Here is a 25,660-nt window from a genome sequence, read left to right as displayed (position 1 = left end):
AGGATGTTAAAAAAAATACCCAAATGGAACTTAGTCTTATTAACTACTTTACTTGCAGAAATCATGATCTTTGGTCTGATTAACCCGAGATTTTGGAATATAAAAATTCTATTATATAGCTTTAACGATTTTGTAGGGATCGCAATCATTGCCTTCTTCGTTACTTTTGTCATCATTACTGGAGGTATCGATATATCTGGTGGATCCATTATCGGATTAACATCTGTGGTAACGGGTCTTCTGTCTCAAGTTTACGGAATGAATATGTGGGGTGCAGCTCTTCTTGCAGTATTAGCTGGTGGATTATGTGGTTTACTGAATGGCGTTCTAATTGCTTATGCAAGGGTTCAAGCGATGGTCATAACGCTTGGCGGGATGCTTTTATATAGCGGTATTGCTTTAGTTTTGGTTGGAATGTCTGGAGCAAGTACTTATGAAGGGATTTCCGGATTTTCACAAGGGTTTATCAACCTAGCAAATGGGGAATTATGGGGCGTCCCACATTCAGTTATCATTTTTGTTGTCATGCTGCTAATTGCTTACGTGCTACTTCATTGGACGCGATATGGAAGATACATTTATTTAACTGGAATTAACCAAAATTCTGCAGAGTACTCTGGAATCAATACGAGGAAAATAATTACTAGTACATATGTATTATCAGGGCTAAGTGCAGGAATAGCAGGGATTATTTTAACTTCATATTTGGGTAGTTCTAGAGCAGATTTTGGCGCTGAATATTTAATGCCAATCTTAACTGCTGTTGTATTAGGAGGAACATTAATAACAGGTGGTAAAGGGGGTGTTGTCGGGACTGCTCTTGCAAGTATAATTATTGGTTTCTTAAAACTAGGATTGCAAATGGGAGGGGTCCAAACACAATATATAGGACTAGCAACAGGGATGCTCTTGATTATTTCAGTAGCATTTATGGGAGGTCAAAAATTTAAGTTGAATGTTAGAAGGTTACTAAATTTAGAAAGATAGAGAGGTAATCTGAATGCGTAAATCAAAATTTTTCAAAGTATGCACTGGTCTGGCAATTTCAACAATGTTATTAGCAGCCTGTAATAGCGAGGATGCTGGAAGCAGTACTGATGGAGAAAAGGGAGAAAAAGATGCGAGTGATATTGAAGTAGTCTTTATCCCAAAAATGACAGGGAATGCTTTCTTTGAATCTGGGAATGACGGTGCACAGGAAATGGCTGAAAAAATTGGTTTTAATGTTAAGTATGATGGTGCCCCTGAAGGAACAGTTGCAAATCAAGTGCAAATTATTAATAGTGCTGTTAATAGTGGTGCTGATGCAATAGCTATTTCGTCTGTTTCTTCAGATGGATTAAATCAAGCATTACAAAAAGCATTAGATGCTGGAATTAAAGTTGTCACGTGGGATTCAGATGTTGATCCAAAATATAGATCAGCCTATATAAATCAAGGAACACCTGACATTTTGGGTGCTATGCTTGTTGACATGGCTGCAGAACAACTTGAAAATCCTGATGAGCCACAACAAGTTGCTTGGTTCTACTCAAGTCCAACTGTTCCAGACCAAAATTCATGGGTTGATTATGCTGAAAAGTATATTGCTGAAAAATATCCAAATTGGGAAATTGTAACAAAACAATTCGGAGAAGGAAACGAACAGTTATCTCTACAAAAGGGAGAAAGTATCTTAGATACCTATCCTGATATTGATGTAATCATCTGTCCTGATTCAACTGCTCTTCCTGCTATGGCGCAAGCAGCACAAAATAAAGGTTTAAACAAGGAAGATGTGGTTATTACTGGATTTGCTTCTCCTAATTCAATGAGACAATATATTGAAAATGAAACAATTGAAAATCATGGTTTATGGGATGTTAAAGATCAAGGTGCACTTGCCGTTTACATTGCGTATCATTTAGCACAAGGAAATGAATTAAAAGTTGGAGGTACTATTGATGCCCCTGAGCTTGGAAAAGTAAAAGTAGAGCCTAACACAGTTCAAGGCTATGATTACGAAGCAGAAGACTCTGGTATCATCATATTGCCTGAAAGAATAGTATTCACAAAAGAAAATACAAACGACTACGATTTTTAATAATTATTATTAGAATATAGTAAAGAAAGGAAGATCAGAATGGCGGATAATATAGGAAACAAAGCGGCGAAAGACTTTTCAGAGAAGATAGCATTTGCCAATAATGGTAATTTTCATGTAAAGGGTGCTGCTAATTATGATTGGGGAATGAAGGATAGATTATCAAGAATTTTCAACCCAGTAACTGGGAAAACAGTAATGCTGGCATTTGATCATGGTTACTTCATGGGACCAGCATCTGGGCTAGAAAGATTAGATATTCTAATTCCTAAGTTAGCCAATTATGCTGATTGTCTGATGGGAACTAGAGGTGCAATTAGAAGTAGTGTACCACCGACATTTAATAAGTCAATTGCATTAAGAGCATCATCAGGTTCGAGCATTTTGCAAGATGATTTAAGTCACGAATCGATGGTTGTAGATATAGATGATGCAATTAAGATGAATGCAAGCGCAATAGCTATTCAAACTTTTATTGGTGCTGATGGACAAAAAGAAACAATTGAAGAATTAAATAAAGCGATTAACCTAGGTTCAAAATATTCTATTCCTACAATGGGTGTTGTAGCTGTAGGAAAGGAAATGGAACGGACTCCTCAATTTTTCTTGTTGGCTACAAGAATGCTAGCTGAATTTGGAGTTCAAATTGTTAAAACATATTATTGTGATGATTTTGAAAAAGTAGCCGCAGCTTGTCCAGTACCACTAGTAGTTGCTGGTGGTAAAAAAATTCATGAGAAAGATGCACTAGCTTTAGCATATAACTCCATTCAAGGTGGCGCTGCAGGAGTTGATATGGGAAGAAATATTTTCCAATCTGCGTATCCAGAAGAAATGATTCAAGCTGTTGCTAAAGTCGTGCATGAAGGATACTCAGATAATGAGGCTTATGAATTTTTCCTACATCTAACGAATGTTTAGCGCGGAAGTTTATTTATAAAAAGAGAGTTCAGTCTAAAGGTTCATATTAAGCTTCTACTATATATATAGGGTAGAGGCTTTCTTTTCTGAAAATTTTATCTCTTGGAGGTTATGAAAATGGCAAAAGTAGCTTTTCTACTAGCATCAGATTTCGAGGATTCCGAAATGAAAAACCCTTATGAAGAAATTAAGAAAGCGGGTCATGAAACTGTAATTATCGGTAATGCAAGAGGTGTTGTATGCAAAGGGAAGAAAAATACAGTCTCTTATCAAACTGAATTAGCAGCTGGTGAAGCTGACGCAAATGACTTTGATGCTGTTATAATACCTGGTGGCAGTGCACCAGAAGAATTAAGAGTTAATCAGGATACAGTTGATTTCGTTAAGGGTCTGCATAACAAATCGAAAGTGATAGCTGGAATCTGTCACGGCCCACAAGTCATGATAAGTGCGGATATCCTTAACGGTAAAGAAATTACCTGTTATAAAGGTATTCGTGATGACGTAATAAATAGTGGAGCAAAATACCTTGATGAAGAAGTTGTCGTAAGTCAACACATAATTACTTCAAGGACTCCGAATGATGAGCCAGCTTTTATTAGAGAAATTTTAGCTAAGCTGAATTAAGAATGAATAGAAACAAGGTATAGTAGTAGAATGTGGTTTTTTTGGTAGTTATTAAATTAATATTAAGTCTGGTTATTAGTTGTTCTGTATGTTATGTCAAATAAAAATACATTGATGCTGAAGTTTATTCATATGAACCTCTAAAAGCAAACATTCACTTAATTGAGGTGAAAAAATGGAATTAGTTACAGTGAAAGAAATGCTAATCAAGGCTTTAAAGGAAGGTTATGCAGTAGGACATTTCGACATACATAACCTTGAATGGGCGCAAGCTGTTTTAGGAGGTGCTGAAGAAGAAAAATCACCCGTCATTCTGGGGGTAACGGAAGGAGCAGTTCGTTATTTAGGTGGTTGTTCCGTAGCTGTAGCAATGGTAAAAGCACTTATGAATGAAATGAATATAACTGTTCCAGTAGCACTCCACTTGGACCACGGTTCTAGTGTAGAAAATTGTAAAGCTGCCATTGATGCTGGGTTTACTTCGGTTATGATAGACGCATCCCGTTTACCATTTGCAGAAAATGTGAAGTTAACCGAGCAGGTAGTTGAATACGCTCATGAACGTGGAGTATCGGTTGAAGCTGAGGTAGGAAGTATAGGTGGGAAAGAAGATGATGTAGTCTCAGAAGGTTCTATCTATGCAGATCCAAAGGATTGTGAGATGTTAGTTAAACTCACTGGTATTGACCTTTAAGCTCCAGCACTTGGATCTGTTCATGGCCCTTACAAAGGAGAACCAAAACTAGGTTTTGAAGAAATGAAAGAGATTAGTCAAACAATTGGTATACCCTTAGTTTTACACGGTGCTTCAGGCCTTCCTACTGAACAAATAAAAAAATCAATTTCGTTAGGAACTGCAAAAATTAATGTGAATGCAGATAATCATCTTGCGTTTACAAAAACTGTTAGAGACATATTAAATCAAGATTCTGAAGTATACGATGCTAGCAAATATGTAAGTCTTGGTCGTGAAGCGGTGAAAGAAACTGTTATTGGCAAAATACGCTTATTTGGTTCTTCAGGTAAAGCTTTTTAAAGAGAGTGCCACTGTCACCACCCGAATAATCTTGTTTCACAATAATGTTTCATAGAGCTTTGTTTAGGGAAAAGAAACAGCCTTGGCCATTAGCCTAGCGATGCGTTTGGTATTCGTCGGTTTTATTTTGGTTGGAACTATCGGCTTGAAGGTCACTTCTTCTGAATAATTTATCGTCTCCTCGCAAATATTAATATTAAATTATTTTAGAGGAGTGAAGAAAATGAATTATAAAGCGATGGTATCAAGTGCGATGATGGCTTTAGTGATTACAGGTTGTTCACCTAATGATAAAGAAGATGCCAGTGAAAATCTTGGCCTGAATCGTACCAATCAGGATAATTTGGATAATCCGATGAATGTAAGCGATACAAGGCAAAATACAAATAATAATAATAATAATGAAAATGATAATGGTGTAAACGATATGAGGGTTTCCGAAGATATCGCAAATCGTGTCGAAGCTTTGAAGGAAGTGAAGAACGCCAGTGTCATCGTGACTGAAAATAATGCATATGTAGGGGCAGTATTAAAAGACGGCGGGGATAAGGATATCCCGAATGACCTTAAAGAAAGGGTTGCTGATGCAGTAAGGGGAGCCGATCCGTCGGTGGACCAAGTTTATGTGTCGGCGAACCCTGACTTTGTTCAAAGAATAGAAGAGTATGCGAATGATGTCGAGAATGGAAAACCCGTTGCGGGATTCGCTGACGAGTTCCGTGAAATGGTAACACGCATTTTTCCAACCCAAAGGTAAGTGGTAATAGTTAATTGAATGAAAACTCTAAGACTTATCCGTTGATTTCGTGCTTTCTGAAGGCGTGGAATTTGGATAGGTCTTTTCCTGTTTTAAGAAAAAAATCACCTTTGAATGTGTTTTAAGGATATCGGTGAATTATGACTAACTTTATAGAGGGTGGTTACACTAAAAAAACTAAGTACAAGTAATAGGGGGGTGGAATAGTGAGGTTTTTTAAGGACAGGAAGGATAAGGATGCAGCAACCTTTCAGGTTTCTTCCAAGGATTTTCAGGAACTTCTTAAAAAGTTTGAAGCATCTAATGATTTTCTTACCTTCCAATACCCGAATGAAGACGACTTTACCATCTCCTATTTCAATTCACTGGTTAGTGAACAACAGCTCCATGAACATGTACTGACTGCCATTTCGAATCAACCTAAGAAGGATCTTAAGCAATTAAAAGGCGAAATTCCGATGGAAGATATGAAATTGACGGCTGATATAAATGACATTCAAAGGTTGGTTTTGGCCGGATCGGTCATGATTCAATACAAGAAAGATGATGAAATGTGTTTGTTGGTTCCATGTGTTCATAGTGTGAAAAGGCAAATTTCCACACCCGAGTCGGAGTATACGGTCGTTGGGTCCAAGGAGGCTTTTGTTGAATCGATTGATTCGAATTTTAATCTGATTCGTAACCGTTTGCCCACTCCTGAATTGCAGTCCAAGGAATTTCGGGTCGGGAGCATCTCGCAAACAAGGTTAGCCGTTCTCTACATAGATGGGATAGTAAATCAACAGATCATTAATACAGTCATGCAGAGAATAGAAGATATAGAATATGATACGATCGTCGATATTTCGTTTGTAAGCCAGATGATCACGGATAATCGGAATTCGATGTTTCCGCAACTGATTGATACGGAGCGGCCCGATCATCTGGCCAGTGTATTATCGGAAGGGAAAATAGGGATCATGCTGGATGGATCTCCTCATGTATTAGTTGGTCCCAATACCATCATTTCGTTCTTTTCGTCATTTGAAGATTATTTTCAAATTTGGAATCTCGGTACTTCATTCCGTTTGATTCGGCTTTTCGCAGTGCTGTTTTCCGTTTTGTCATCACCTCTGTATGTTGCCGTTTTAACGTATCATTATCAGGTGATTCCAACGGATTTGCTGCCCATCTTAATATCATCCAGGGGCGTGATCCCTTTTCCGCCGATTTTGGAAGCGATCGTGCTGGAAGGGACGATCGAATTGCTCAGGGAAGCAGCGGTCAGGCTGCCAGCTAAGGTTGGCTCCACCATCGGTATTGTTGGCGGAATAGTCATCGGTACAGCTGCTGTGGAAGCGGGATTTGTCAGTAATGTCTTGTTGATGCTTGTCGCTTTGGCTGCCTTGGCTTCATTTACGGTGCCGATTTACCAAATCAGTAATACGATTCGCCTTATCCGCTTTCCTTTTCTAATTGCAGCCCAGTTATACGGACTGTTTGGAATAGCTTTATGCAGTGCATTCATTTTAAGTCATTTATTGAAATTGACTTCGCTTGGCAGTCCATATTTAGATCCTCTTTACCCGTTAAGGATTCATGACTTTAAAGATAGTCTGATTCGCCTCCCTTTTTCAAAGCAGAAAAAACGCCCGCAATTTCTGCGGACGGAAAACCCACTAAGGATGAGGAAGAAGGCGGAAACTCAAAAATCCCAAAGTGATATTGATGAATAAGGTGTAGAAAGCGGTGAGAAGGTATGGAAGTCAAACCAAATGAAACTAAACAAATATCCCCATTCTTTGTTTTTTTCCTTATGCCCGGCATGCAGATTGGCGTAGGGGTATTGGGGTTTGAACGGGTCATAGCGAAAGAGGCTGGCCAAGACGCATGGATATCAATCATAATTTCAGGGTTAATCATAAATGTTCTGCTTTGGATGTGTTTCAAGCTTTTAGGCAGGGGCCCCAAAACACTCGATTTGGTTGCCATCCATAAAGATTTGTTTGGTAAATGGGTAGGAAATGCTTTCAATATTTTATTCATCCTCTACTTCATAATGATCTCCATCATACTTATCAGGACTTATTTAGAGGTCATTCAGGTTTGGATGTTCCCTGGTGTTAATGTCCTGATGCTATTAACCTTCATTCTTATTCTCCTGTATAGTTTTGTGACAGGAGGGTTCAGGGTCATAACTGGTTTTTGTATAATCGGGCTTATTATTGGATCACCATTATTCCTTTTGAATTATTTTCCATTTAAGCACGCCCACTTTGAAAATTTGGGTCCTTTTCTTGATCATTCCTTTTTGGAAATCATGAAGGCCTGTAAGAAAATGACCCTGAATTACCTTGGTTTTGAATTACTCCTGATTTATTACCCATTCATTAAAAAGCGTGAACACTCTCAAAAGTGGGCACACTTAGGGGTGTTGTTTACTATGTCTATATATTTAATGTTTATTATTGTTTCATTAGCCTACTATCATCAAGATCAGCTGAAAGATGTAATATGGGCAACTTTGACGTTATGGAAAATTGTAGACCTTCCATTCATTGAAAGGTTCGAATACATAGGGATTTCCGTTTGGCTGTTCATGGTGCTGCCGAATGTTTGTTTAGGGGTTTGGGCAGCAAGCAGAACAGCGAAAAGAGCATTTGGATTCAGACAGAAAAAGATGTTGGTTTTCATCCTGCTTATCATTTTAGCTTCCTGCCTTTTTTTGGATAACCGCTATAAAATCGATAGGTTTAACACGATCAGTTCACAAATAGGCTTTTATATCATTTATTTGTATCTTCCTCTCTTATTCATATGGCAGTCGATCGTCTATAAAGTTAGGGGGGATAAATCATGAAAATCAAACTCCTCATGATTACATTAGCTTGTTTCTTGATGACGGCGTGCGGTGTGGAAAAGCAAATATTAGAAGATATTTTAATTGCTGAAGTCGTAGGTTATGATGATGCCGGAGACAATAAAATCAAAGGTACGGTCGTTGTCAGCGTTCCTCAGCCTGGTGAGGAAGCGGATCTAGGTAATGAAGTATATGAATCGATTTCCCATGATATAAAGGCAGCCCGCCAGCAAGAAAATGCAAAGACACCATTCCCGATTGTCGGCGGGAGGCTGACAGTCATTCTCTATGGTGAAGAATTGGCGGGTGAGGGGTTGAATGATTACGTCGATACATATCGGCGTGACCCGATGGTGGGACGGGATTTGTATTTAGCGATCGTTCATGGTAAAGCTGAGGATGTAGTTAAAATGGAGCCGAAGTTGATTAAAACTCCAGGGGTTCAAGTAAAAGAACTGATCGAACAGAATATCCGAACTAATTTGCCTGATGTAGATTTGCACAGGTATTTATATGCAGTTCATGGTAAAGGGATCGATCCGGTCCTGCCCTTATTGGAAACTGAAGAAGACCAAATACAGGTAAAAGGGATCGCCCTGTTTAAAAGTGATAGGTATATTGGTAAATATATCCCTTATGAGGATGGGTTTTTATTCAAAGTCCTTAGTGAAAACTTTAAGCTGGGGAATTATGAAATTAAATGGAAGGAAAATGACTATACAGATATCAATAACGTGGAGTCACGTGTCCATTATGATTTCTCGAATGTAAATCAAGACCCCAAAGTCAGGATTGAAGTGAAACTAAAAGCAAGTTTGCTAGAGGTCCAAGGTTATGACTTGGGCAAAGGGGTCGACCTGAATAAAATAGAGGCCAGGGCTGAACATGTCATTGGTAATAAATTAAATGAGATGGTAACCATGTTTCAGGAAAACAATATAGATCCGATTGCACTCGGTGATCACGCTAAAAGTAAAACAAGAAATTTCGACCAAAAACATTGGGAGGAGGCATATCCCCATATTCCCATCGAGGTGGATTTGGACATTGAAATGATTCAAACCGGAATTGCGGAATAAAAGAAGAATATTCTGAAGTTTCTCCCTTTATAATAGGGTATTGGTGTAATGATTATGTCAATGCGTTTAAAGAGGGGAGGAAAGGCATGGACAAAGCATGGTGGAAAGAGGCAGTTGTGTATCAAGTGTATCCAAGGAGTTTTATGGATAGTGATGGAGATGGGATAGGGGATTTAAACGGGATCTTGATGAAACTCGATTATTTACAAGAGCTGGGTGTGAACGTGATATGGCTATCCCCCATTTATCAATCTCCCAATGATGACAATGGGTACGATATCAGTGATTATCGATCAATCATGACTGAATTCGGGACAATGGCTGATTTTGATAGGTTGCTGAAGGCGGTGCATGAACGTGGGATGAAGATCATGATGGATCTGGTGGTCAACCATTCTTCAGATGAACATTCGTGGTTCATTGAATCCCGATCCTCAAAAGATAATCCAAAGCGTGATTATTATATTTGGAAACCTGGAAGGAATGGGGAAGAGCCAAATAATTGGGAGTCCATTTTTAAAGGTTCGGCATGGGAATATGATGAAGGAACGGATGAATATTATTTACATTTATTCAGCAAGAAACAACCTGATTTAAACTGGGAGAACCCTAAGCTCCGTGAAGAAATCTACAGCATGATGACTTGGTGGCTGGATAAGGGTGTCGATGGATTTCGGATGGATGTCATCAACTTCCTTTCAAAAGATCAGAGCTATTCAGATGGATCCGTTCATCATGAGAAGCAGTATGGTGATGGAAGCCCCTTTTTCCTGAATGGACCGCGCATACATGAGTTTTTACAGGAAATCAATCAACGGGCACTTTCTCGATATGACGTGATTACCGTTGGGGAGATGCCAGGCGTCACACCGGAGGAAGCACAATTGTTCACAGGTAAAGATCGTGGTGAGCTACATATGGTCTTTCAATTCGAACATATGGATTTGGGGTGTGGACCAGAAGGGAAATGGAGTAACGATAAGTGGAAGCTAAGCGATTTAAAGCGAATTCTTTCCAAGTGGCAGACTGGTTTGGAGGGGGATGGCTGGAACAGTTTATACTGGAACAATCATGATCAGCCCCGGGTTGTCTCAAGGTTTGGAAATGATGGAAAGTATCGTGTTGAAAGCGCAAAGATGCTTGCCGCTTGTCTTCATATGCTTCAGGGGACACCTTATATATATCAAGGGGAAGAGTTGGGCATGACCAATGTTGCATTTGAAAGTATCGATGAATACCGGGATATTGAAACGTTGAATTCATATGACGAACTCGTCAATTCGCGTGGCTGGTCAAAAGAGCGGATGATGTCAGCCATTCACGGCCGCAGCAGGGATAATGCGAGGACACCGATTCAGTGGAATGACTCCCGGAACGCAGGATTCACAAATGGGAGTCCATGGATTAAGGTTAATCCCAATTTTCCCGAGATCAATGCGGAAAAAGCCTACAATGATCCGAATTCCATTTTTCATTTTTATAAAAGGCTTATCCAAATACGCAAGAATCATGAAATCGTCGTTTATGGCCGTTTTGAACTGCTCTGTCCAGATGATGAACGAATATTTGCCTATACGAGAACGTTTGAAGAAGAAAAGCTGTTAGTGCTATGCAACTTTAAAGAGGAGCCGGCCTCCTATTCTTTGCCTGAAGAGCTGCATGCATATTCTGCTACAAGGCTGATCGGTAATTATGATCAGGAAGAAGAAGGAATCTCCACCAAACCTCTGCGTCCATATGAATGTCGTGTTTATCATTTGAAATGAAAAAAGGACCTGTTCTTCCCCGTTTAGAGAAGAGCAGGTCCTTTTACGTATTATTTGGATTTAAGGTCACATTCCTCAAGGGGAATTATTTTCGTTTTATGCTTAATTTTATAGCCGAACCATAGGACGAAAAATAGAATCAAGCCAATGTAGGAAACGAACATTGAATTCCAATCGATCCCATTGCTGCTGAAGGCTTGATAGCCTTGTCCAATGATAATGATGATACAAAGGACAAGTGCGAATATAGGTCCGAATGGGAAGCCTTTGGCCCGGTATGGTAAAGCATTCATATCAAGGCCTTGAGCCACGTAGGCTTTGCGGAACCGATAATGGGCAATCGCAATCCCGACCCAGGTGACGAATCCGGCCATGCCTGAAGCATTCAATAACCAGATATAAACAACACCATCTCCGAAAAATGAAGCTAAGAATGCAACGCAGCCAACTAAAGAAGTCACGATAAGTGCATTCACTGGTACTCCTCTTTTATCTAACTTGCCAAGGAATTTCGGTGCTTTCCCATCACGTGCCAAGTCCCATAGCATACGGGTTGAAGCGTACATGCCAGAGTTACCGGCAGAGAGTACGGATGATAAAATGATCGCGTTCATGATGGATGCAGCAAATGCAAGGCCCGCACGTTCAAATACAAGCGTGAATGGACTTACGGCAACATCTTCACTCAATAAACGTGAATCCGTAAACGGTATGATCATTCCAATTACAAAAATTGCAAGGATATAGAATAAGATGATGCGCCAGAAAACGGATCTGATCGCTTTAGGGATATTTTTTTCCGGATCCTCACTTTCACCAGCCGTCACTCCAAGCAATTCCGTTCCTTGGAAAGAAAAGCCAGCTGCCATGAATACGCCTAGAATCGTGAAGAACCCCCCGTTAAAGGGACCTTCGCCCATTGTGAAATTGGAAAAACCAATTGGGTCTTTCCCACCCATGATTCCGAGGATGATCAAAACACCAGTGATCAAGAATATGACGACCGTCACGACTTTGATCATGGCAAACCAGAATTCTGTTTCCCCAAAACCTTTAACGGACATGTAATTGATAAGAAACATTGTGATTAACGCAATGGCACTCCAGATAAAGGAAGGACTATCCGGGAACCAGAACTTCATAATTAAGACAACGGCTGCTAATTCAGCGGCAATGGTGATTGCCCAGTTATACCAGTAGTTCCATCCAATTGCAAAACCGAAAGACGGATCGACGAATTTGGATGCATAGACACGGAACGAACCGGCCACTGGCATGAACGCTGCCATTTCTGCAAGACTTGTCATTAAGTAATAAACCATGATGCCGATAATCGCGTATGCCACCAAGGCACCGCCGGGTCCGGCTGAATGAATGGCACCGCCACTTGCTAAAAATAAACCTGTTCCAATCGTTCCACCTAATGAAATCATCATCAAGTGCCGCGCTTTCAGGCTCCTTTTCAATTCAGTAGGGCTTGATGCTTGTTGTGAATTTGCCAATTGATGTTACACTCCTTTTTATTGGAAGGGAACGAAATATAAAAAAACAGCAGTCGAAAAAGATCGACGGCTGTTTATAATAAACCCGTTTATCCTTCCGAAGATAGCTCCCCACGCTTTTAGAAAAAACGTGACAGTGATGTTCCTGTTCGGAAACACCGCCAGCCAAGGTATACATGGAATATACCCAAACTTCGGCAACTTATCCTTTCAAACGGAGTCTTTAATTTTCCAGAATCTCGTCCGTTTTACTTTTATAAGCTGCAGCCTCTAACTCATCGGTAAATGAGGAAGTATTCAATTTTCTTAAATCGTTGCGCCATCTTGTAATTGACGACGGACGATTATACTCATGAAATTCATGCAATAGCTAATAGATTGCTAGTAATTGAGTAAACTTTACTATATCAAAATTATAAAATAATCTCATGGATATCGCAATGATTATTTTATGTGGTTATTTTTTCCTAGTTCAAGAAAGTCTGGAAGATTTGATGATACAAAAGTAAAGCTATTCTTAGCGTTATTAAACGCTCCTTCTTTTTATAAGGGCGTATTCCAGTTTTACATGTTTGACCACTTCGGGATTCTCGAATAGATCCACTGCCATTTTCCCAATCCATTCCAGCGGTAAGGAAATGGTCGTGATTTCGAGCATTTCACTCAGGCTATCATTATTGAAGCCGAGAATGGCCACATCTTCAGGTACCCTCAAGCCAGATTTCTTAGCTGTTAGAATGAAGCCTGCCGCCGTGTCATCATTAGTGATGATGATGGCCTCAGGTTTATTCATCATCGAATTCCAATCCTGAAACAATTGTTCACCGTCTTTGATGTGATAACTGCCTTCAAACAGCCAATCTTTATTGTTTATAAGTTGATGTTTACTCATGATATCGTTAAAAGCCTTTGTACGGAGAGAACTGTTTCTGCTCTTTTTACGGCCAAGACTGTATCCGATTTTCTGATAACCTTTAGCAATCACGTATTCAAGGGCACAGGAGAAAGCTGCATAATGATCAACGCTGATGGATGAGAATTCAGCCTGGGCTGTATCTTCACATAAGATAATCGGTCCATATTTTTGATACTCCAAGAGGATTTTCATTTCCGAAATTCTTGAACAAACGATAATGCCATCGAGTTGCTTCATTTGCAGCATATTCAAAGCCTGGATTTCTTTCTCTCTTTCGTAATGGGTCTGAAAGATGACTAGATGACAGCCGATTGCATTCGCCTGTTTAGAAATTCCGTTAACGATTGCCCCGTAATATGGGTGATTGGTGAAGGGGATGATGATGCCGATAAGATTTGTTTTGCCTTTAGAAAGATGGATGGCGTTGATGTTTCTTGAATAATTCAAACGGTCAATGGCTTGTAAAACGCTCGCTCTTTTTTCAGGGCTTACATAAGGATGGTCATTCAATACACGGGACACTGTTGAGACAGATACACCAGCACTTTGAGCAATTTCTTTAATATTTGTCATGGGATCACCGTATTTTCTTTTTTTATATTGTACAGTATGAAACCCATTTCATAGCAAGAGAACACAGTGGGGCTGCTGAAGATTTCTTCAAATAAGGTCTTGTTCTGGTATGGGTTTCATCCTTTAAGATTGGTTTAAGTCTTAGCGGAGGAGGAGATCATGATGGTCCAAACTTTAATTACCCTGTTTGTACTTTGCGGAATCGAATTGGGATTGGCGTACCTGGCAATTTCATTGAAGTCGGAAAAATGAGTGGCAGCGCACATGGAATGACGGGATGCCCGTCGGGAATTACGCGATTTACTCTGTATTCCACGGCATTAGGCGTGAAATTCGCCATTTTCCTAGTGAATAATAAGGAATTACTCGTGAATTCCGCATTTACTCGTGAATTTTGGCACTTTACTCGTGAAATCCGCGCTTTTACTCGTGAATTTTGACACTTTACTCGTGAAACCCATGCATTTACTCGTGAATTTCACGTTTTCCCGCCATAAACAATCGAAATACCCCTCTAGTTTATTTTCACCATTAAAACTCCACAATATAAATATAACTTCATCGTTTACGTTTCATGGTTATGGAAGGGAGAACTCTTCTTCATAGAAATGACTGACTGTCCGGAAGGTCCACGTGATTTTCCGGACAGTTTTTTGCTGTTTGTAAAATCATTCGGTGAACTCAGATCCCGAAGTTATTTTGGGGATTTTTAATAAATGATTAATCTGCTTTATGAAAAAATTGTTGCACTTTTTTCGTATACTTGTGTATAGTATAAAATAAGTTGTGTAGAGGAAACTTTTTAGCGTTTGCGACAATGTAAAAAAAATTTACGCTTGATTTTGCGCATGGCAAACATTTTTAGAAAGATGAAAAAGGGAGGGAATATGGATGGGTTTTCTAAAATCTATTGGGGGCGTGCTTGCTGCATTGCTGATTTTAACGGGGTGCGGCAATGACGCGGCCGAAAGGGATAAAGGCAATAGCAAGTTGAATGTCGTTGCAACAACGGGAATGATTGGGGACTTGGTTGAGAATATCGGCGGTAAACATGTAGAGGTCACAAGTTTAATGGGACCGGGAGTCGACCCCCATCTATATAAAGCGACACAGGGTGATGTGAAGACACTGGATTCGGCTGATATGATTTTTTATAACGGTGTGCATCTTGAGGGGAAAATGACGGATATATTTGAAATGATGAGCAAGGATAAACCGACGATTGCCGTAACGGAGGATTTCAAGGAGGACCAACTTCGAAAAGTTAGTGCGACGGAACATGATCCCCACGTATGGTTTGATGTAAAGCTTTGGATAGTAGCGGCGGAAGCAGTTAAGAAAGAGTTGATTGCTACTGATCCGGACCATGAATCAAGTTATCGTGAAAATTATGAAGAGTACGTACTGCAGTTGGAGGAACTTGATAAATATGTTCAAGAAGAAATAAATGAAATACCAGAAGATCAACGGGTGCTCGTTACAGCACATGATGCTTTTGGATACTTCGGCCAGTCATATGGTCTGGACGTAAGAGGGCTTCAAGGGATCAATACATTATCGGAATATGGATCAAAAGATGTGACTGATATGCGGAATTATCTTGTAGAGAACAAAATAAAAGCGATTTTCATTGAGTCTAGCGTGCCAAGGAAGGCTATCGAGGCTGTGATTCAAGGTGCCGGGAAGCAGGGCCACAAAGTGGAAATTGGCGGTGAATTATTCTCGGATGCAATGGGTGAAAGAGGGACGGAAGAAGGAACGTATATCGGAATGGTCCGTCATAATACCGACACCATCGTCCGTGCTTTGAAATAAGGGGGAGAAAAAATGTATCAATCAGCTTTGAAGGTCGAGAATTTAACGATTGCTTATCATAAGAAACCGGTTGTTGAAGATGTCTCATTTGAGGTGCCTGAAGGGAATTTAATTGGTATCATTGGCCCCAATGGAGCAGGGAAATCCACCTTGATAAAGGGGATACTCGAATTGATTCCAAAAATTTCGGGAGAAATCACAATAAAGGGATCTACTTATAAATCGATGAGGAAGAGTATCGGCTATGTACCGCAGCGGGAGTCAGTGGATTGGGATTTTCCGACCAACGCACTCGATGTCGTGATGATGGGCAGATATGGTCATCTCGGATGGCTGAAGCGACCAGGGAAGGCCGAAAAGCAGAAGGGGATGGAGTGCCTTGATAAGGTGGGGATGGCTGAATACGCTAACCGCCAAATCAGCCAGCTATCAGGCGGGCAGCAGCAAAGAATATTCCTGGCCCGTGCATTGGCACAGGAAGCGGATATTTATTTTATGGATGAACCGTTCGTAGGGGTGGATGCCGCAACAGAGAAAGCAATCATACAATTGCTGATGGAATTGAAGGAAAAAGGCAAAACCGTTCTGGTTGTGCACCATGATCTTTCCACCGTGAAGGAATATTTCGACTGGACGATGTTATTGAATAAAAAGGTGATGAAAATAGGACCGACAGAAGAAGTGTTCATTCCCGAATACTTGCAGGCAACATATGGAGGCCGCTTAGCGATACTATCAGACACAAAGTCCGGCCTGTTATTAAAATGAGGTGTACACGATGAATATACTGGATGTTATTACTGATCCAAATACAAGGTGGATTTTGCTTGGCACGATGTTCCTAGGATTAAGCAGTGGGGTCATCGGCAGTTTTGCCTACCTCAGAAAGCAGTCTTTGCTTGGCGACACACTAGCACATGCAGCGTTACCAGGTATCTGTGTCGCCTTTATGTTAACTGGAGTGAAATCCACTTCCTATTTTCTTATAGGAGCTGCCCTGGCTGGCTTAGTGGCTGTTTTCTTGATCAGTGTGCTAACGCGATACAGTAAGATCAAGCAGGATGCGGCCTTGGGAATCGTCTTATCTTCCTTCTTTGGCTTCGGAATTGTCATGCTTACACAGATTCAGCAGAGCGAGTATGGAAACCAGAGTGGATTGGATACCTTTTTATTCGGGCAGACGGCTTCAATGGTCATGTCCGATGTATATATGATGATGACGGTTTCCTTTATACTCATTTTCACTTGTACCGTGTTTTTTAAAGAATTCAAATTACTATCCTTTGACCCTGGGTTTGCTAAGGGGATGGGATTGCCGGTTGTTTTTCTGGATTATTTCATCATGATGCTGATCGTGGCAGCTGTAGTGATCGGTATCCAAGCTGTAGGCGTCGTATTGATGGCATCTTTACTAATCACGCCAGCCGTTTCTGCGAGGTATTGGACGGAGCGGCTGCATATCATGGTCATCCTGTCCGGTGTATTCGGAATGTTGAGCGGTGTGTCTGGAACGTTGATCAGTACATCAGTGAATGATTTGCCAACAGGACCTTTAATTGTCTTATCCGCGACGGTATGGTTTTTCTTTTCCATGCTTTTTGCACCTAAACGCGGAGTGCTTTCATCTGTATGGAGAAGGGTATCGACAAAAAAGAAATATTCTCTCGAACAGGATAGAAGGAAAAGGAGCCACTCATCATGAATGATTTTTGGATTATTTTAGTCGGAGCATTGGTGGCGAGTTCTTGCAGTGTGTTAGGATGCTTTTTGATAGTCAGGAAAATGACGTTGATAGGGGATGCCATCAGTCATTCCGTTTTGCCGGGAATCGTATTGGCATTTTTAATAACCGGGACTCGTGACTCGGTTCCAATGCTGATCGGGGCAGCTGCTCTAGGTTTACTTACAGTATTCTTAATCCAGCTGTTCCAATCGTCGGGCGTTCAATCTGACGCAGCGATCGGGATTGTATTCACTTCCCTTTTTGCAATGGGGATCGTACTCGTGAGCTTGTATACGCAACAAATAGATTTTGACCTGGAACATGTCCTTTATGGCGAAATAGCCTATACCCCCTGGAACACGATGACCATCGCGGGAATCGAGGCTGGACCAAAAGCTGTTTGGATCGTCGGCGGTTGCTTCATCCTGAACCTCATCCTGATTTTCCTTTTCTTCAAACAGTTTAAACTCGTATCCTTTGATCCATCACTTGCGGCTGCAATGGGAATTCCTGTACTGTTCTTTCATTACTTATTGATGAGCCTCATTTCACTGACAACTGTAGCTTCTTTTGATAGTGTAGGTTCCATTTTAGTAGTTGGAATGCTCATCATACCTGCGGCAACGGCTTATCTGCTGTCAGACCGTTTAAGCCGTATGATATTGGTCAGTATCGGGGTCGGGGTGCTAAGTTCCATCATCGGTTACTATTCAGCTACCATTATGGATGCTTCGATATCCGGTTGCATGGTGGGATCGGCCGCCATATTATTCGGATTGGCCTTTCTCTTTTCCCCAAGCCATGGATTGGTCAGCAGATTGCTGAAACGGAGAAAATCAAAGGAATCACATGTATAACTCCCCCTGCCTACAGGCTTCATGGAAATAACTCCGTGAAGCCTGTAAACTATTCTTCTATATAGTTGTGATTTTATTTGTTTAAAGTATAATGAATAAGTGTATTTATAGTTGTATCGCAGGAGCCTTTTTAAGGGAGAGTTAAGCATGGAAGAACAAAATAAATTTTCATCACGAATAGATTTTTCTTTGGTCACAATATTGCTGTTATTATGCGTTGGAAGTTGCTTAGCAATCTATAGTGCCCAAACGACTGGACAGTACGCTGAAAACTTCTTAATTAAACAAATTTTTTGGTATATAGTGGGGATCGGAATCGTATTAGGGTTCATCACCCTGGATTCGGATCAGCTGAAAAAAATCTCTTGGTATGCCTATGGCTTCGGATTATTTTTGCTTTTTTTGCTGATCATTATGCCAGATTCCATCGTTCCTGTCCGGAATGGTGCGAAAAGTTGGTTCATCATTCCGGGAATCGGTTCGATTCAGCCATCGGAATTCATGAAGGTTTTCCTGATCCTGGCTTTAGCGAATGTCATCTCGAACCATCATCTCAAAAACACGTTGAAAACAATTCAAACCGATATTTGGCTACTTATTAAAATCGGTCTTGTGACTGGTGCCCCCTTATTGTTAATCATGCAACAGCCGGATTTGGGTACCTCGCTTGTCATCATGTCAATCATGCTCGGAATGATTTTCATATCAGGGGTATCATGGAAGATCCTGCTGCCGATCGTTTCGGGAGGTATTGTCGTCGCTTCAGTGGTCCTATACTTCGTCCTTTGGAAGCCGGAAATCCTGGAAAAATACCTAGGGGTAAAATCATATCAATTCGGCCGTATCTATTCTTGGCTGGATCCATATAATTATGCCAGCTCCGAAGGATATCACTTAACCAAATCATTACTGGCTATCGGCTCCGGCCAGACCACAGGCAAGGGAATCGGTTCGAGGGAAGTGTATTTGCCTGAGAGTCATTCGGATTTCATTTTCAGTATCATCGGTGAAGAATTCGGCTTCATCGGATCAAGTATCATTATTTCCTTGTTTTTCCTATTGATTTACCATATAACAAAAACGGGAATGGACACGAAAAATAACTTCTATACATATATCTGTGTTGGCGTTATAAGCATGTTGACGTTTCATGTTTTTCAGAATATCGGCATGACTGTAGGCCTTTTACCGATTACGGGGATTCCGCTTCCATTTGTCAGTTATGGAGGAAGCTCGCTAATGGGGAACATGATGGCCATGGGCTTAATATTCAGCATTCGGTATCACTATAAGAAGTATATGTTTTCAACGGATATCTAAATGGAAAGCCGGCCCACCATGGGCCGGCTTTATTTGTAGCAAAAAAACAAAAGGAGCAGAATCCGCCCCCTGAATGTTTACTTATTGAAGGTTCGATCCAGAAGGAAATTGATTTTTATATCCGGAAAATTGTTGGTACGATTGGCCTAAGCTGGTAGCTTGCGCCTTTTCTAAACTATACCAGCCTTTTTCAAACATAAGGTTATAGAGCTCACGCTGCATCTCCTGATTTTCTTTTGATACGGAGAAAATGTCTTGGAATAATGCTTGGTTACTCATTTCATGCAAGGCAACGGAAAAGGAGTTACAAAAGTACTTTTCAGTTGTAAGCATATCATTTATAAAATCCCTGTCATTCATTTGCGGTGTCTTGGCTACAGGAGATTCTGGATTTTGGACTTTGTTTTCATTGGGCATCAAGAACCCTCCTTTACTGGTATTGTTGTTGACCCTGAATTTGGTCCGGATTCAAATGTTTCAAAATGGTATCGTAATGGCGTTGATGCATGAGACCGCACCGATTTAATGCATCAATGATTTGCGGGTCCTTGCATTGTGTGGCAAAAAAATGTGCTTTTTTAATCGCATTCAGATTCCATGCAAGCATATCGGTTAAGTATAAGCTATCTTTCACCGAAACCATTTCCGGCGGCTGCTTCATAAAGCCGGTGGACTGCTGTTGGCTGTTAAACGAATTTTGCTGTTCCATCATTCTACCTCCTTAAGTGTTCTTTAAACGAGCTTAATTTTCCCTTAATGAAATTTATTTATTCTTGATTCTAAATATCTGAAAAATGAATTAAATGGTAAAATAATCTTGTGCATCTATTTTCCAAAATGATTTGGAGGGGAATGCAGATGGAAGGAATATTGAAAAATCTATTTCTTTTTTTATCAAAGAACAAAAGCATGACAAAGGCAGCGAAAAAATACGGGCTGCGGTTTGGTGCATCTCGTTTCGTGGCAGGAGAATCATTGAATATGGCATCTGGTGTGATTGCAGATCTAAATCGGAAAGGGCTTGCTGTTACCCTTGATTATTTAGGTGAATTCATTGAAGATGAACATGAAGCAGGGAAGATGGCAGATGAGTGTATCGAAGCGATTCGCATGATTGGCAGGAATCAACTGGATTCACAGTTATCCCTGAAGTTGACCTCGATGGGCTTGGATGTGTCCGAACGAGTCGTAATGAATAACATGCGGAGGATTTTGGATGAAGCTAAAGCCCATCAGGTTTTCGTGACGCTTGATATGGAGGATTTTCCGCGCTGTCAGCCAACTTTGGATGTATTCAAAAACCTAAAGTCTGAATATAATGAATTGGGGACCGTAATCCAAGCTTATCTGTTTCGGACTGAGAAGGATATTGAGGAGCTGGATGCATACCATCCGAATCTAAGACTTGTTAAAGGAGCATATAAAGAACCAAGGGAAGTGGCTTTTCCCGAGAAAAAAGATGTGGATGAGAATTTCAAGAAAATTATCAAGCAGCATATGCTGAATGGCAATTATACAGCCGTTGCCACACATGATGATAAAATCATCGATTTTACGAGGGACTTGGTCAAAGATCAGGGAATTCCCCGGGATCGATTTGAATTTCAAATGTTATATGGCATACGCAATGAAAAGCAGCTTGAGCTTGCTGAAGAAGGATATAAGGTAAGGGTGTATGTTCCTTATGGTACGGATTGGTATGGATATTTCATGCGCCGCCTTGCGGAGAGACCGGCCAATATTGCTTTCGTTTTAAAAGGCCTATTCAAGAAATAGGAAGCGAGAGCCGCCCCGGATAAGGGACGGCTGCTCAAATTAAGAAGGATTTATTTTTTAAACTGATTGTTCTGGCTGTTCACTTTATTGATTCCATGTTGACGTTCAGCGCCAGGGCCGGCATTGCCTTTAACGCTTGCTGCACTTACGGCTGCTTTAGAAGGATTATCTTTACGCTTCATTTTATAAGTCACCTCCTGCACGGTTATTTTTTACTGAACGGAGGAGAAATAACCAAAGGAATTTGGAGAAAAAAATATTTTTTTTCCTGTTTAATCATTGCGGAATTTCCAAATATATTCTATATTAGTAATAAGAAAAAATATTCAAAAAATTTTTGAGTTAAAAATGAATGAGCATTCATTCAATACATTGCGTAAGGGGGATATGAACTTGGTTCGACAAATACGAAAGGCTGCTGTTCTAGGGTCAGGAGTTATGGGATCAGGGATTGCTGCACACCTTGCTAACATCGGCATTCCGACTTTATTATTGGATATTGTACCTCGTGAGCTCACTGAGGATGAAAAGAAAAAGGGTCTTACATTAGATAATAAACAAGTGCGTAACCGCATTAGCCAAACTGCGATTACTAAACTTTTAAAACAGAAACCAGCTCCGCTTTCGGCTAAGGGAAATATTGCGTTGATCGAGGCGGGAAACCTGGAAGATGATATAAGCCGTTTAAAGGATGTCGATTGGGTCATCGAAGTGGTCGTTGAGAAACTTGAGGTTAAGCAAAGTGTTTTTGCCCAGGTTGATCAGCATCGTAAACCAGGAAGCATCATTTCATCGAATACATCCGGAATTTCAATCGAAGCGATGGCAGAAGGCCGTTCGGAGGATTTTCAAAAGCACTTCCTGGGAACCCACTTCTTCAATCCGCCGCGTTATCTTAAATTGTTGGAAATCATCCCTACTGAAGCAACTTCACCAGAAGTGCTCGAATACATGAAACGATTTGGCGAAGATGTACTGGGGAAAGGTGTCGTCCAAGCCAAGGACACGCCAAACTTCATCGCAAACCGCATTGGCACTTATGGTTTATTGGTCACTCTCCGGGAAATGCAAAAAGGCGGATATAGTGTCGGTGAAGTCGATTCGGTTACAGGACCGTTGATCGGAAGGGCAACCAGCGCGACTTTCCGGACACTTGATGTAGTTGGATTGGATACCTTTGCACATGTTGCCAAAAACGTATATGACCAGGTGGATGGAGAAGAAAAAGAAGTTTTCAAAATACCTGATTTCATGAATGAAATGCTTAAGAATGGGTGGCTTGGAAGCAAGTCAGGACAAGGGTTTTTCTTGAAAAAGGACAAAGTAATCCTTGAATTGAATCCCGAAACGCTTGAATATGATGCACGAAAAAAATTAAAAGCGCCGTCCATTGAAATGGCTAAACAGGCCAAGGGCTTGCCAAATAAAATGAAAGCGCTTGTTTATAGCGAAGACCGTGCTGGCCAATTGCTTTGGAATGTGCTGAATCCGGCGCTTGTGTATTCTGCCCAACTGCTTGGGGACATTGCGGATGACATCGTGGCAATCGACCAAGCGATGAAATGGGGATTCGGATGGTCCACTGGTCCATTTGAAACCTGGGATGCGATAGGTGTAGAGAAATCGGTAGCCCGTCTGGAAGCGGAAGGCATCACCGTTCCGCAATGGGTAAAGGATATGCTCGCCAAGGGAATCACTTCTTTCTATAAAGAAGAAAATGGCATAGTCCACTATTACGATAATGGTGAATATAAAGAAATTGTCGAAAATCCTAAGGTGATCAATCTTAAAGCAATCAAGAAGCAAAAAGGCGTAATCAAGAAAAACAGTGGTGCAAGCTTGATAGATATCGGCGATGGAGTGGCCCTTCTTGAATTCACTTCGCCGAATAATGCAATCGGTCTGGATATCATGCAAATGATCAATGCGGCGGTCGACGAAGCGGAAGCGAATTTTAAAGGCCTTGTTATTGGAAACCAAGGCAAGAATTTCTGTGTAGGCGCCAATATTGCAATGATGTTGATGGAAGCGCAAGATGACAATATTTTTGAACTCGATATGGTCATCAGCCAATTCCAAAAGGCGATGCTGAAAATTAAGTACAGTGCAGTTCCTGTAGTGGTTGCCCCGTTTAATATGACACTTGGCGGGGGTGCTGAAGTATCCCTTCCGGCTGCGCACATCCAGGCAACGACTGAAACATATATGGGACTGGTGGAAGCTGGTGTAGGTTTGATCCCTGGCGGCGGCGGGACTAAAGAACTTTATGTGAAGACATTGAGGAATATGCCGAAGGGTGTCGACTTTGATTTACAGAAAGTGGCCAACCAAGTATTTGAAACGGTCGCCATGGCAAAGGTTTCGACCTCTGCTGAGGAAGCACGAGGGAATAATTTCCTTAATTCATATGATGGAATAAGTGTGAATGCGGATCATCAACTATATGATGCGAAGCAGGCTGTCATTTCCATGTATGAACAAGGTTATACCGCTCCTGCCCGCACAAAGATTCCTGTCGTTGGTGAAACGGGATATGCCGCACTTCTCTTAGGGGCGGAATCCATGCGCCTTTCTGGATTCTTATCCGATCATGACCTTGTCATAGCCAAAGAGCTTGCATACGTCCTGTCAGGGGGGAAACTCCCGTTTGGCACGGAAGTAGATGAACAGTATATCTTGAACCTGGAAAAACAAGCGTTCCTAAAACTGATTTCGATGCCGAAATCTCAAGCAAGGATGCAGCACATGCTCGTTAAAGGGAAACCACTCCGTAATTGATGTTTAGATGAAGATATGGCCAAACCGATAAGGAAGATTAATAGATCGATAGCTTAAAAATGAGTAAGGGGGATCCTCATGAAAGAAGCGGTAATAGTAGCTGGAGCAAGGACTCCGGTAGGAAGAGCGAAAAAAGGTTCTCTAGCTAATGTACGTCCTGATGATTTAGGGGCACTTGTTGTAAAGGAAACGTTAAAGCGTGCAGGGAATTATGAAGGAACCATCGATGACCTGATTATCGGTTGTGCAATGCCTGAGGCGGAGCAAGGATTGAACATGGCGCGTAACATTGGAGCGTTGGCAGGGTTGCCTTATACAGTACCAGCCATAACCATAAATCGTTATTGTTCAAGCGGGTTGCAAAGTATCGCTTATGGAGCGGAAAGAATCATGCTCGGCCAAAGTGATACAGTCATTGCAGGAGGAGCGGAATCCATGAGCCTTTTACCAATGATGGGTCATGTAACGCGTCCGAACGCGAAACTTGCGGAAACAGCCCCGGAATATTATATGGGTATGGGTCACACTGCTGAAGCCGTTGCAAAAAAATACGGGATTTCCCGTGATGATCAAGATGCATTTTCTGTACGAAGTCATCAAAAGGCGGCTAAGGCCATTGCAGAAGGAAAGTTTTCGGATGAAATCGTATCGGTTGACGTGACCCTTCGCTCAGTGGGTCCAGATCTTAAATTAAAGGAAAAATCATTCACATTCTCACAGGATGAGGGCGTTCGTCCAGGTACGACTGTTGAAGTGCTGAAAAAACTAAGACCTGCATTCGCTGTTACAGGATCCGTAACAGCAGGGAATTCATCACAAACGAGTGATGGAGCAGCCGCAGTCATGGTCATGGATGGGGAAAAGGCCTCGTCATTGGGGATGAAAGCGATTGGTAAGTTCCGCTCCTTTGCTGTAGCGGGGGTACCGCCTGAAATTATGGGGATCGGACCGATTGCAGCCATTCCTAAAGCTTTGAAACTAGCAGGCCTTGAGTTATCCGATATTGGTTTATTTGAATTGAATGAAGCCTTCGCTTCCCAATCCATTCAAATCATTCGTGAGCTGGGGCTGAATGAAGAGATTGTCAATGTAAATGGCGGAGCCATTGCCTTAGGCCATCCACTGGGATGTTCAGGAGCAAAATTGACATTAAGCCTGCTTCATGAAATGAAGCGCAGAAACCAACAATTCGGAGTTGTGACAATGTGTATCGGCGGCGGAATGGGCGCTGCTGGAGTATTTGAATTATTAGCGTAATTCCATCCCTTCCGGAAGCTGGCAACATGCTTCCG

Annotated in this window: 23 protein-coding genes, 1 pseudogene and 1 riboswitch; of the genes and pseudogenes, 19 read left to right on the top strand and 5 right to left on the bottom strand. The window is 41.2% G+C overall.

Annotated features, from left to right (window positions below; all coding sequences use genetic code 11):
• Positions 1-3: 3 nt before the first annotated feature.
• The 10 genes and pseudogenes from QUF78_RS25540 to QUF78_RS25495 all read left to right on the top strand — a co-directional run bounded on the left by QUF78_RS25540 (position 4) and on the right by QUF78_RS25495 (position 11,108).
• A complete protein-coding gene (locus QUF78_RS25540; protein WP_289326886.1) occupies positions 4-987 on the top strand; it encodes an ABC transporter permease in 984 nt (327 codons plus the stop codon).
• 13 nt (positions 988-1,000) lie between these two features.
• Entirely contained in the window at positions 1,001-2,083 is a 1,083-nt protein-coding gene (gene lsrB, locus QUF78_RS25535) for an autoinducer 2 ABC transporter substrate-binding protein LsrB (RefSeq protein WP_289326885.1), read from the top strand.
• Between the two features lie 39 nt (positions 2,084-2,122).
• Complete coding sequence (gene lsrF / locus QUF78_RS25530; protein ID WP_289326884.1) at positions 2,123-3,004, top strand: 3-hydroxy-5-phosphonooxypentane-2,4-dione thiolase; 882 nt, start codon at positions 2,123-2,125, stop codon at positions 3,002-3,004.
• Between the two features lie 117 nt (positions 3,005-3,121).
• Positions 3,122-3,631, top strand: coding sequence for a type 1 glutamine amidotransferase domain-containing protein (locus QUF78_RS25525; protein WP_289326883.1), 510 nt, complete (start codon positions 3,122-3,124; stop codon positions 3,629-3,631).
• Between the two features lie 175 nt (positions 3,632-3,806).
• Positions 3,807-4,667, top strand: a pseudogene (gene fba, locus QUF78_RS25520) (class II fructose-1,6-bisphosphate aldolase).
• 223 nt (positions 4,668-4,890) lie between these two features.
• Positions 4,891-5,424 carry a YhcN/YlaJ family sporulation lipoprotein gene (locus tag QUF78_RS25515; RefSeq protein ID WP_289326882.1) on the top strand — a complete coding sequence of 178 codons (534 nt, stop codon included), beginning with the start codon at positions 4,891-4,893 and terminating at the stop codon, positions 5,422-5,424.
• Positions 5,425-5,630: 206 nt separating this feature from the next.
• The gene (locus QUF78_RS25510; RefSeq protein WP_289326881.1) at positions 5,631-7,139 is read left to right on the top strand and encodes a spore germination protein; all 1,509 of its coding nucleotides are present in this window, start codon (positions 5,631-5,633) and stop codon (positions 7,137-7,139) included.
• A 23-nt stretch (positions 7,140-7,162) separates the two neighbouring features.
• A complete protein-coding gene (locus tag QUF78_RS25505) occupies positions 7,163-8,263 on the top strand; it encodes a GerAB/ArcD/ProY family transporter (protein WP_289326880.1) in 1,101 nt (366 codons plus the stop codon).
• Complete coding sequence (locus QUF78_RS25500) at positions 8,260-9,342, top strand: Ger(x)C family spore germination protein (RefSeq protein WP_289326879.1); 1,083 nt, start codon at positions 8,260-8,262, stop codon at positions 9,340-9,342. The genes QUF78_RS25505 and QUF78_RS25500 overlap by 4 nt, the downstream gene beginning before the upstream one ends.
• 86 nt (positions 9,343-9,428) lie before the next feature.
• A complete protein-coding gene (locus QUF78_RS25495; protein ID WP_289326878.1) occupies positions 9,429-11,108 on the top strand; it encodes a glycoside hydrolase family 13 protein in 1,680 nt (559 codons plus the stop codon).
• 50 nt (positions 11,109-11,158) lie between these two features.
• Here QUF78_RS25495 and QUF78_RS25490 read toward each other — a convergent pair whose 3' ends face one another.
• Complete coding sequence (locus QUF78_RS25490) at positions 11,159-12,610, bottom strand: amino acid permease (RefSeq protein ID WP_289326877.1); 1,452 nt, start codon at positions 12,608-12,610, stop codon at positions 11,159-11,161.
• A gap of 96 nt (positions 12,611-12,706) precedes the next feature.
• Positions 12,707-12,891: riboswitch (Lysine riboswitch) on the bottom strand.
• A 245-nt stretch (positions 12,892-13,136) separates the two neighbouring features.
• Complete coding sequence (locus QUF78_RS25485) at positions 13,137-14,099, bottom strand: LacI family DNA-binding transcriptional regulator (RefSeq protein WP_289326876.1); 963 nt, start codon at positions 14,097-14,099, stop codon at positions 13,137-13,139.
• A 194-nt stretch (positions 14,100-14,293) separates the two neighbouring features.
• Between QUF78_RS25485 and QUF78_RS25480 the strand changes: the two genes are divergently transcribed.
• From QUF78_RS25480 to QUF78_RS25455, 6 genes are all read left to right on the top strand, one after another.
• The gene (locus QUF78_RS25480) at positions 14,294-14,539 is read left to right on the top strand and encodes a hypothetical protein (protein ID WP_289326875.1); all 246 of its coding nucleotides are present in this window, start codon (positions 14,294-14,296) and stop codon (positions 14,537-14,539) included.
• Between the two features lie 451 nt (positions 14,540-14,990).
• Positions 14,991-15,914 carry a metal ABC transporter solute-binding protein, Zn/Mn family gene (locus tag QUF78_RS25475; RefSeq protein ID WP_289326874.1) on the top strand — a complete coding sequence of 308 codons (924 nt, stop codon included), beginning with the start codon at positions 14,991-14,993 and terminating at the stop codon, positions 15,912-15,914.
• Between the two features lie 12 nt (positions 15,915-15,926).
• Positions 15,927-16,682: a metal ABC transporter ATP-binding protein gene (locus QUF78_RS25470; RefSeq protein ID WP_289326873.1), complete on the top strand. Its 756-nt coding sequence runs from the start codon at positions 15,927-15,929 to the stop codon at positions 16,680-16,682.
• A 10-nt stretch (positions 16,683-16,692) separates the two neighbouring features.
• The gene (locus tag QUF78_RS25465; RefSeq protein ID WP_289326872.1) at positions 16,693-17,616 is read left to right on the top strand and encodes a metal ABC transporter permease; all 924 of its coding nucleotides are present in this window, start codon (positions 16,693-16,695) and stop codon (positions 17,614-17,616) included.
• A complete protein-coding gene (locus tag QUF78_RS25460) occupies positions 17,613-18,494 on the top strand; it encodes a metal ABC transporter permease (RefSeq protein WP_289326871.1) in 882 nt (293 codons plus the stop codon). The genes QUF78_RS25465 and QUF78_RS25460 overlap by 4 nt, the downstream gene beginning before the upstream one ends.
• A gap of 147 nt (positions 18,495-18,641) precedes the next feature.
• Positions 18,642-19,814, top strand: a complete 1,173-nt coding sequence (locus QUF78_RS25455; protein ID WP_289326870.1) for an FtsW/RodA/SpoVE family cell cycle protein — start codon at positions 18,642-18,644, stop codon at positions 19,812-19,814.
• 81 nt (positions 19,815-19,895) lie between these two features.
• On the opposite strand, the gene QUF78_RS25450 is transcribed toward QUF78_RS25455, so the two are convergent.
• Positions 19,896-20,231: a spore coat protein gene (locus QUF78_RS25450; protein WP_289326869.1), complete on the bottom strand. Its 336-nt coding sequence runs from the start codon at positions 20,229-20,231 to the stop codon at positions 19,896-19,898.
• A gap of 13 nt (positions 20,232-20,244) precedes the next feature.
• Positions 20,245-20,523, bottom strand: a complete 279-nt coding sequence (locus tag QUF78_RS25445) for a hypothetical protein (protein ID WP_289326868.1) — start codon at positions 20,521-20,523, stop codon at positions 20,245-20,247.
• A 149-nt stretch (positions 20,524-20,672) separates the two neighbouring features.
• Between QUF78_RS25445 and QUF78_RS25440 the strand changes: the two genes are divergently transcribed.
• Positions 20,673-21,590 carry a proline dehydrogenase family protein gene (locus QUF78_RS25440; RefSeq protein ID WP_289326867.1) on the top strand — a complete coding sequence of 306 codons (918 nt, stop codon included), beginning with the start codon at positions 20,673-20,675 and terminating at the stop codon, positions 21,588-21,590.
• Positions 21,591-21,640: 50 nt separating this feature from the next.
• Here QUF78_RS25440 and QUF78_RS25435 read toward each other — a convergent pair whose 3' ends face one another.
• The gene (locus tag QUF78_RS25435; RefSeq protein ID WP_289314483.1) at positions 21,641-21,772 is read right to left on the bottom strand and encodes a YuzL family protein; all 132 of its coding nucleotides are present in this window, start codon (positions 21,770-21,772) and stop codon (positions 21,641-21,643) included.
• Positions 21,773-21,983: 211 nt separating this feature from the next.
• Here QUF78_RS25435 and QUF78_RS25430 point away from each other — a divergent pair, with 211 nt between their 5' ends.
• Both QUF78_RS25430 and QUF78_RS25425 read left to right on the top strand, forming a co-directional pair.
• Positions 21,984-24,368, top strand: coding sequence for a 3-hydroxyacyl-CoA dehydrogenase/enoyl-CoA hydratase family protein (locus tag QUF78_RS25430; RefSeq protein WP_289326866.1), 2,385 nt, complete (start codon positions 21,984-21,986; stop codon positions 24,366-24,368).
• 78 nt (positions 24,369-24,446) lie between these two features.
• Positions 24,447-25,625, top strand: coding sequence for an acetyl-CoA C-acetyltransferase (locus QUF78_RS25425; RefSeq protein WP_289326865.1), 1,179 nt, complete (start codon positions 24,447-24,449; stop codon positions 25,623-25,625).
• Positions 25,626-25,660 lie beyond the last annotated feature (35 nt).

This window comes from Peribacillus sp. ACCC06369 (assembly GCF_030348945.1).
In the GTDB taxonomy this organism is placed as follows: Bacteria; Bacillota; Bacilli; order Bacillales; family DSM-1321; genus Peribacillus.
Note: the sequence above shows the minus strand (reverse complement) of the source record. Positions and strands in the feature narration are given on the sequence as shown.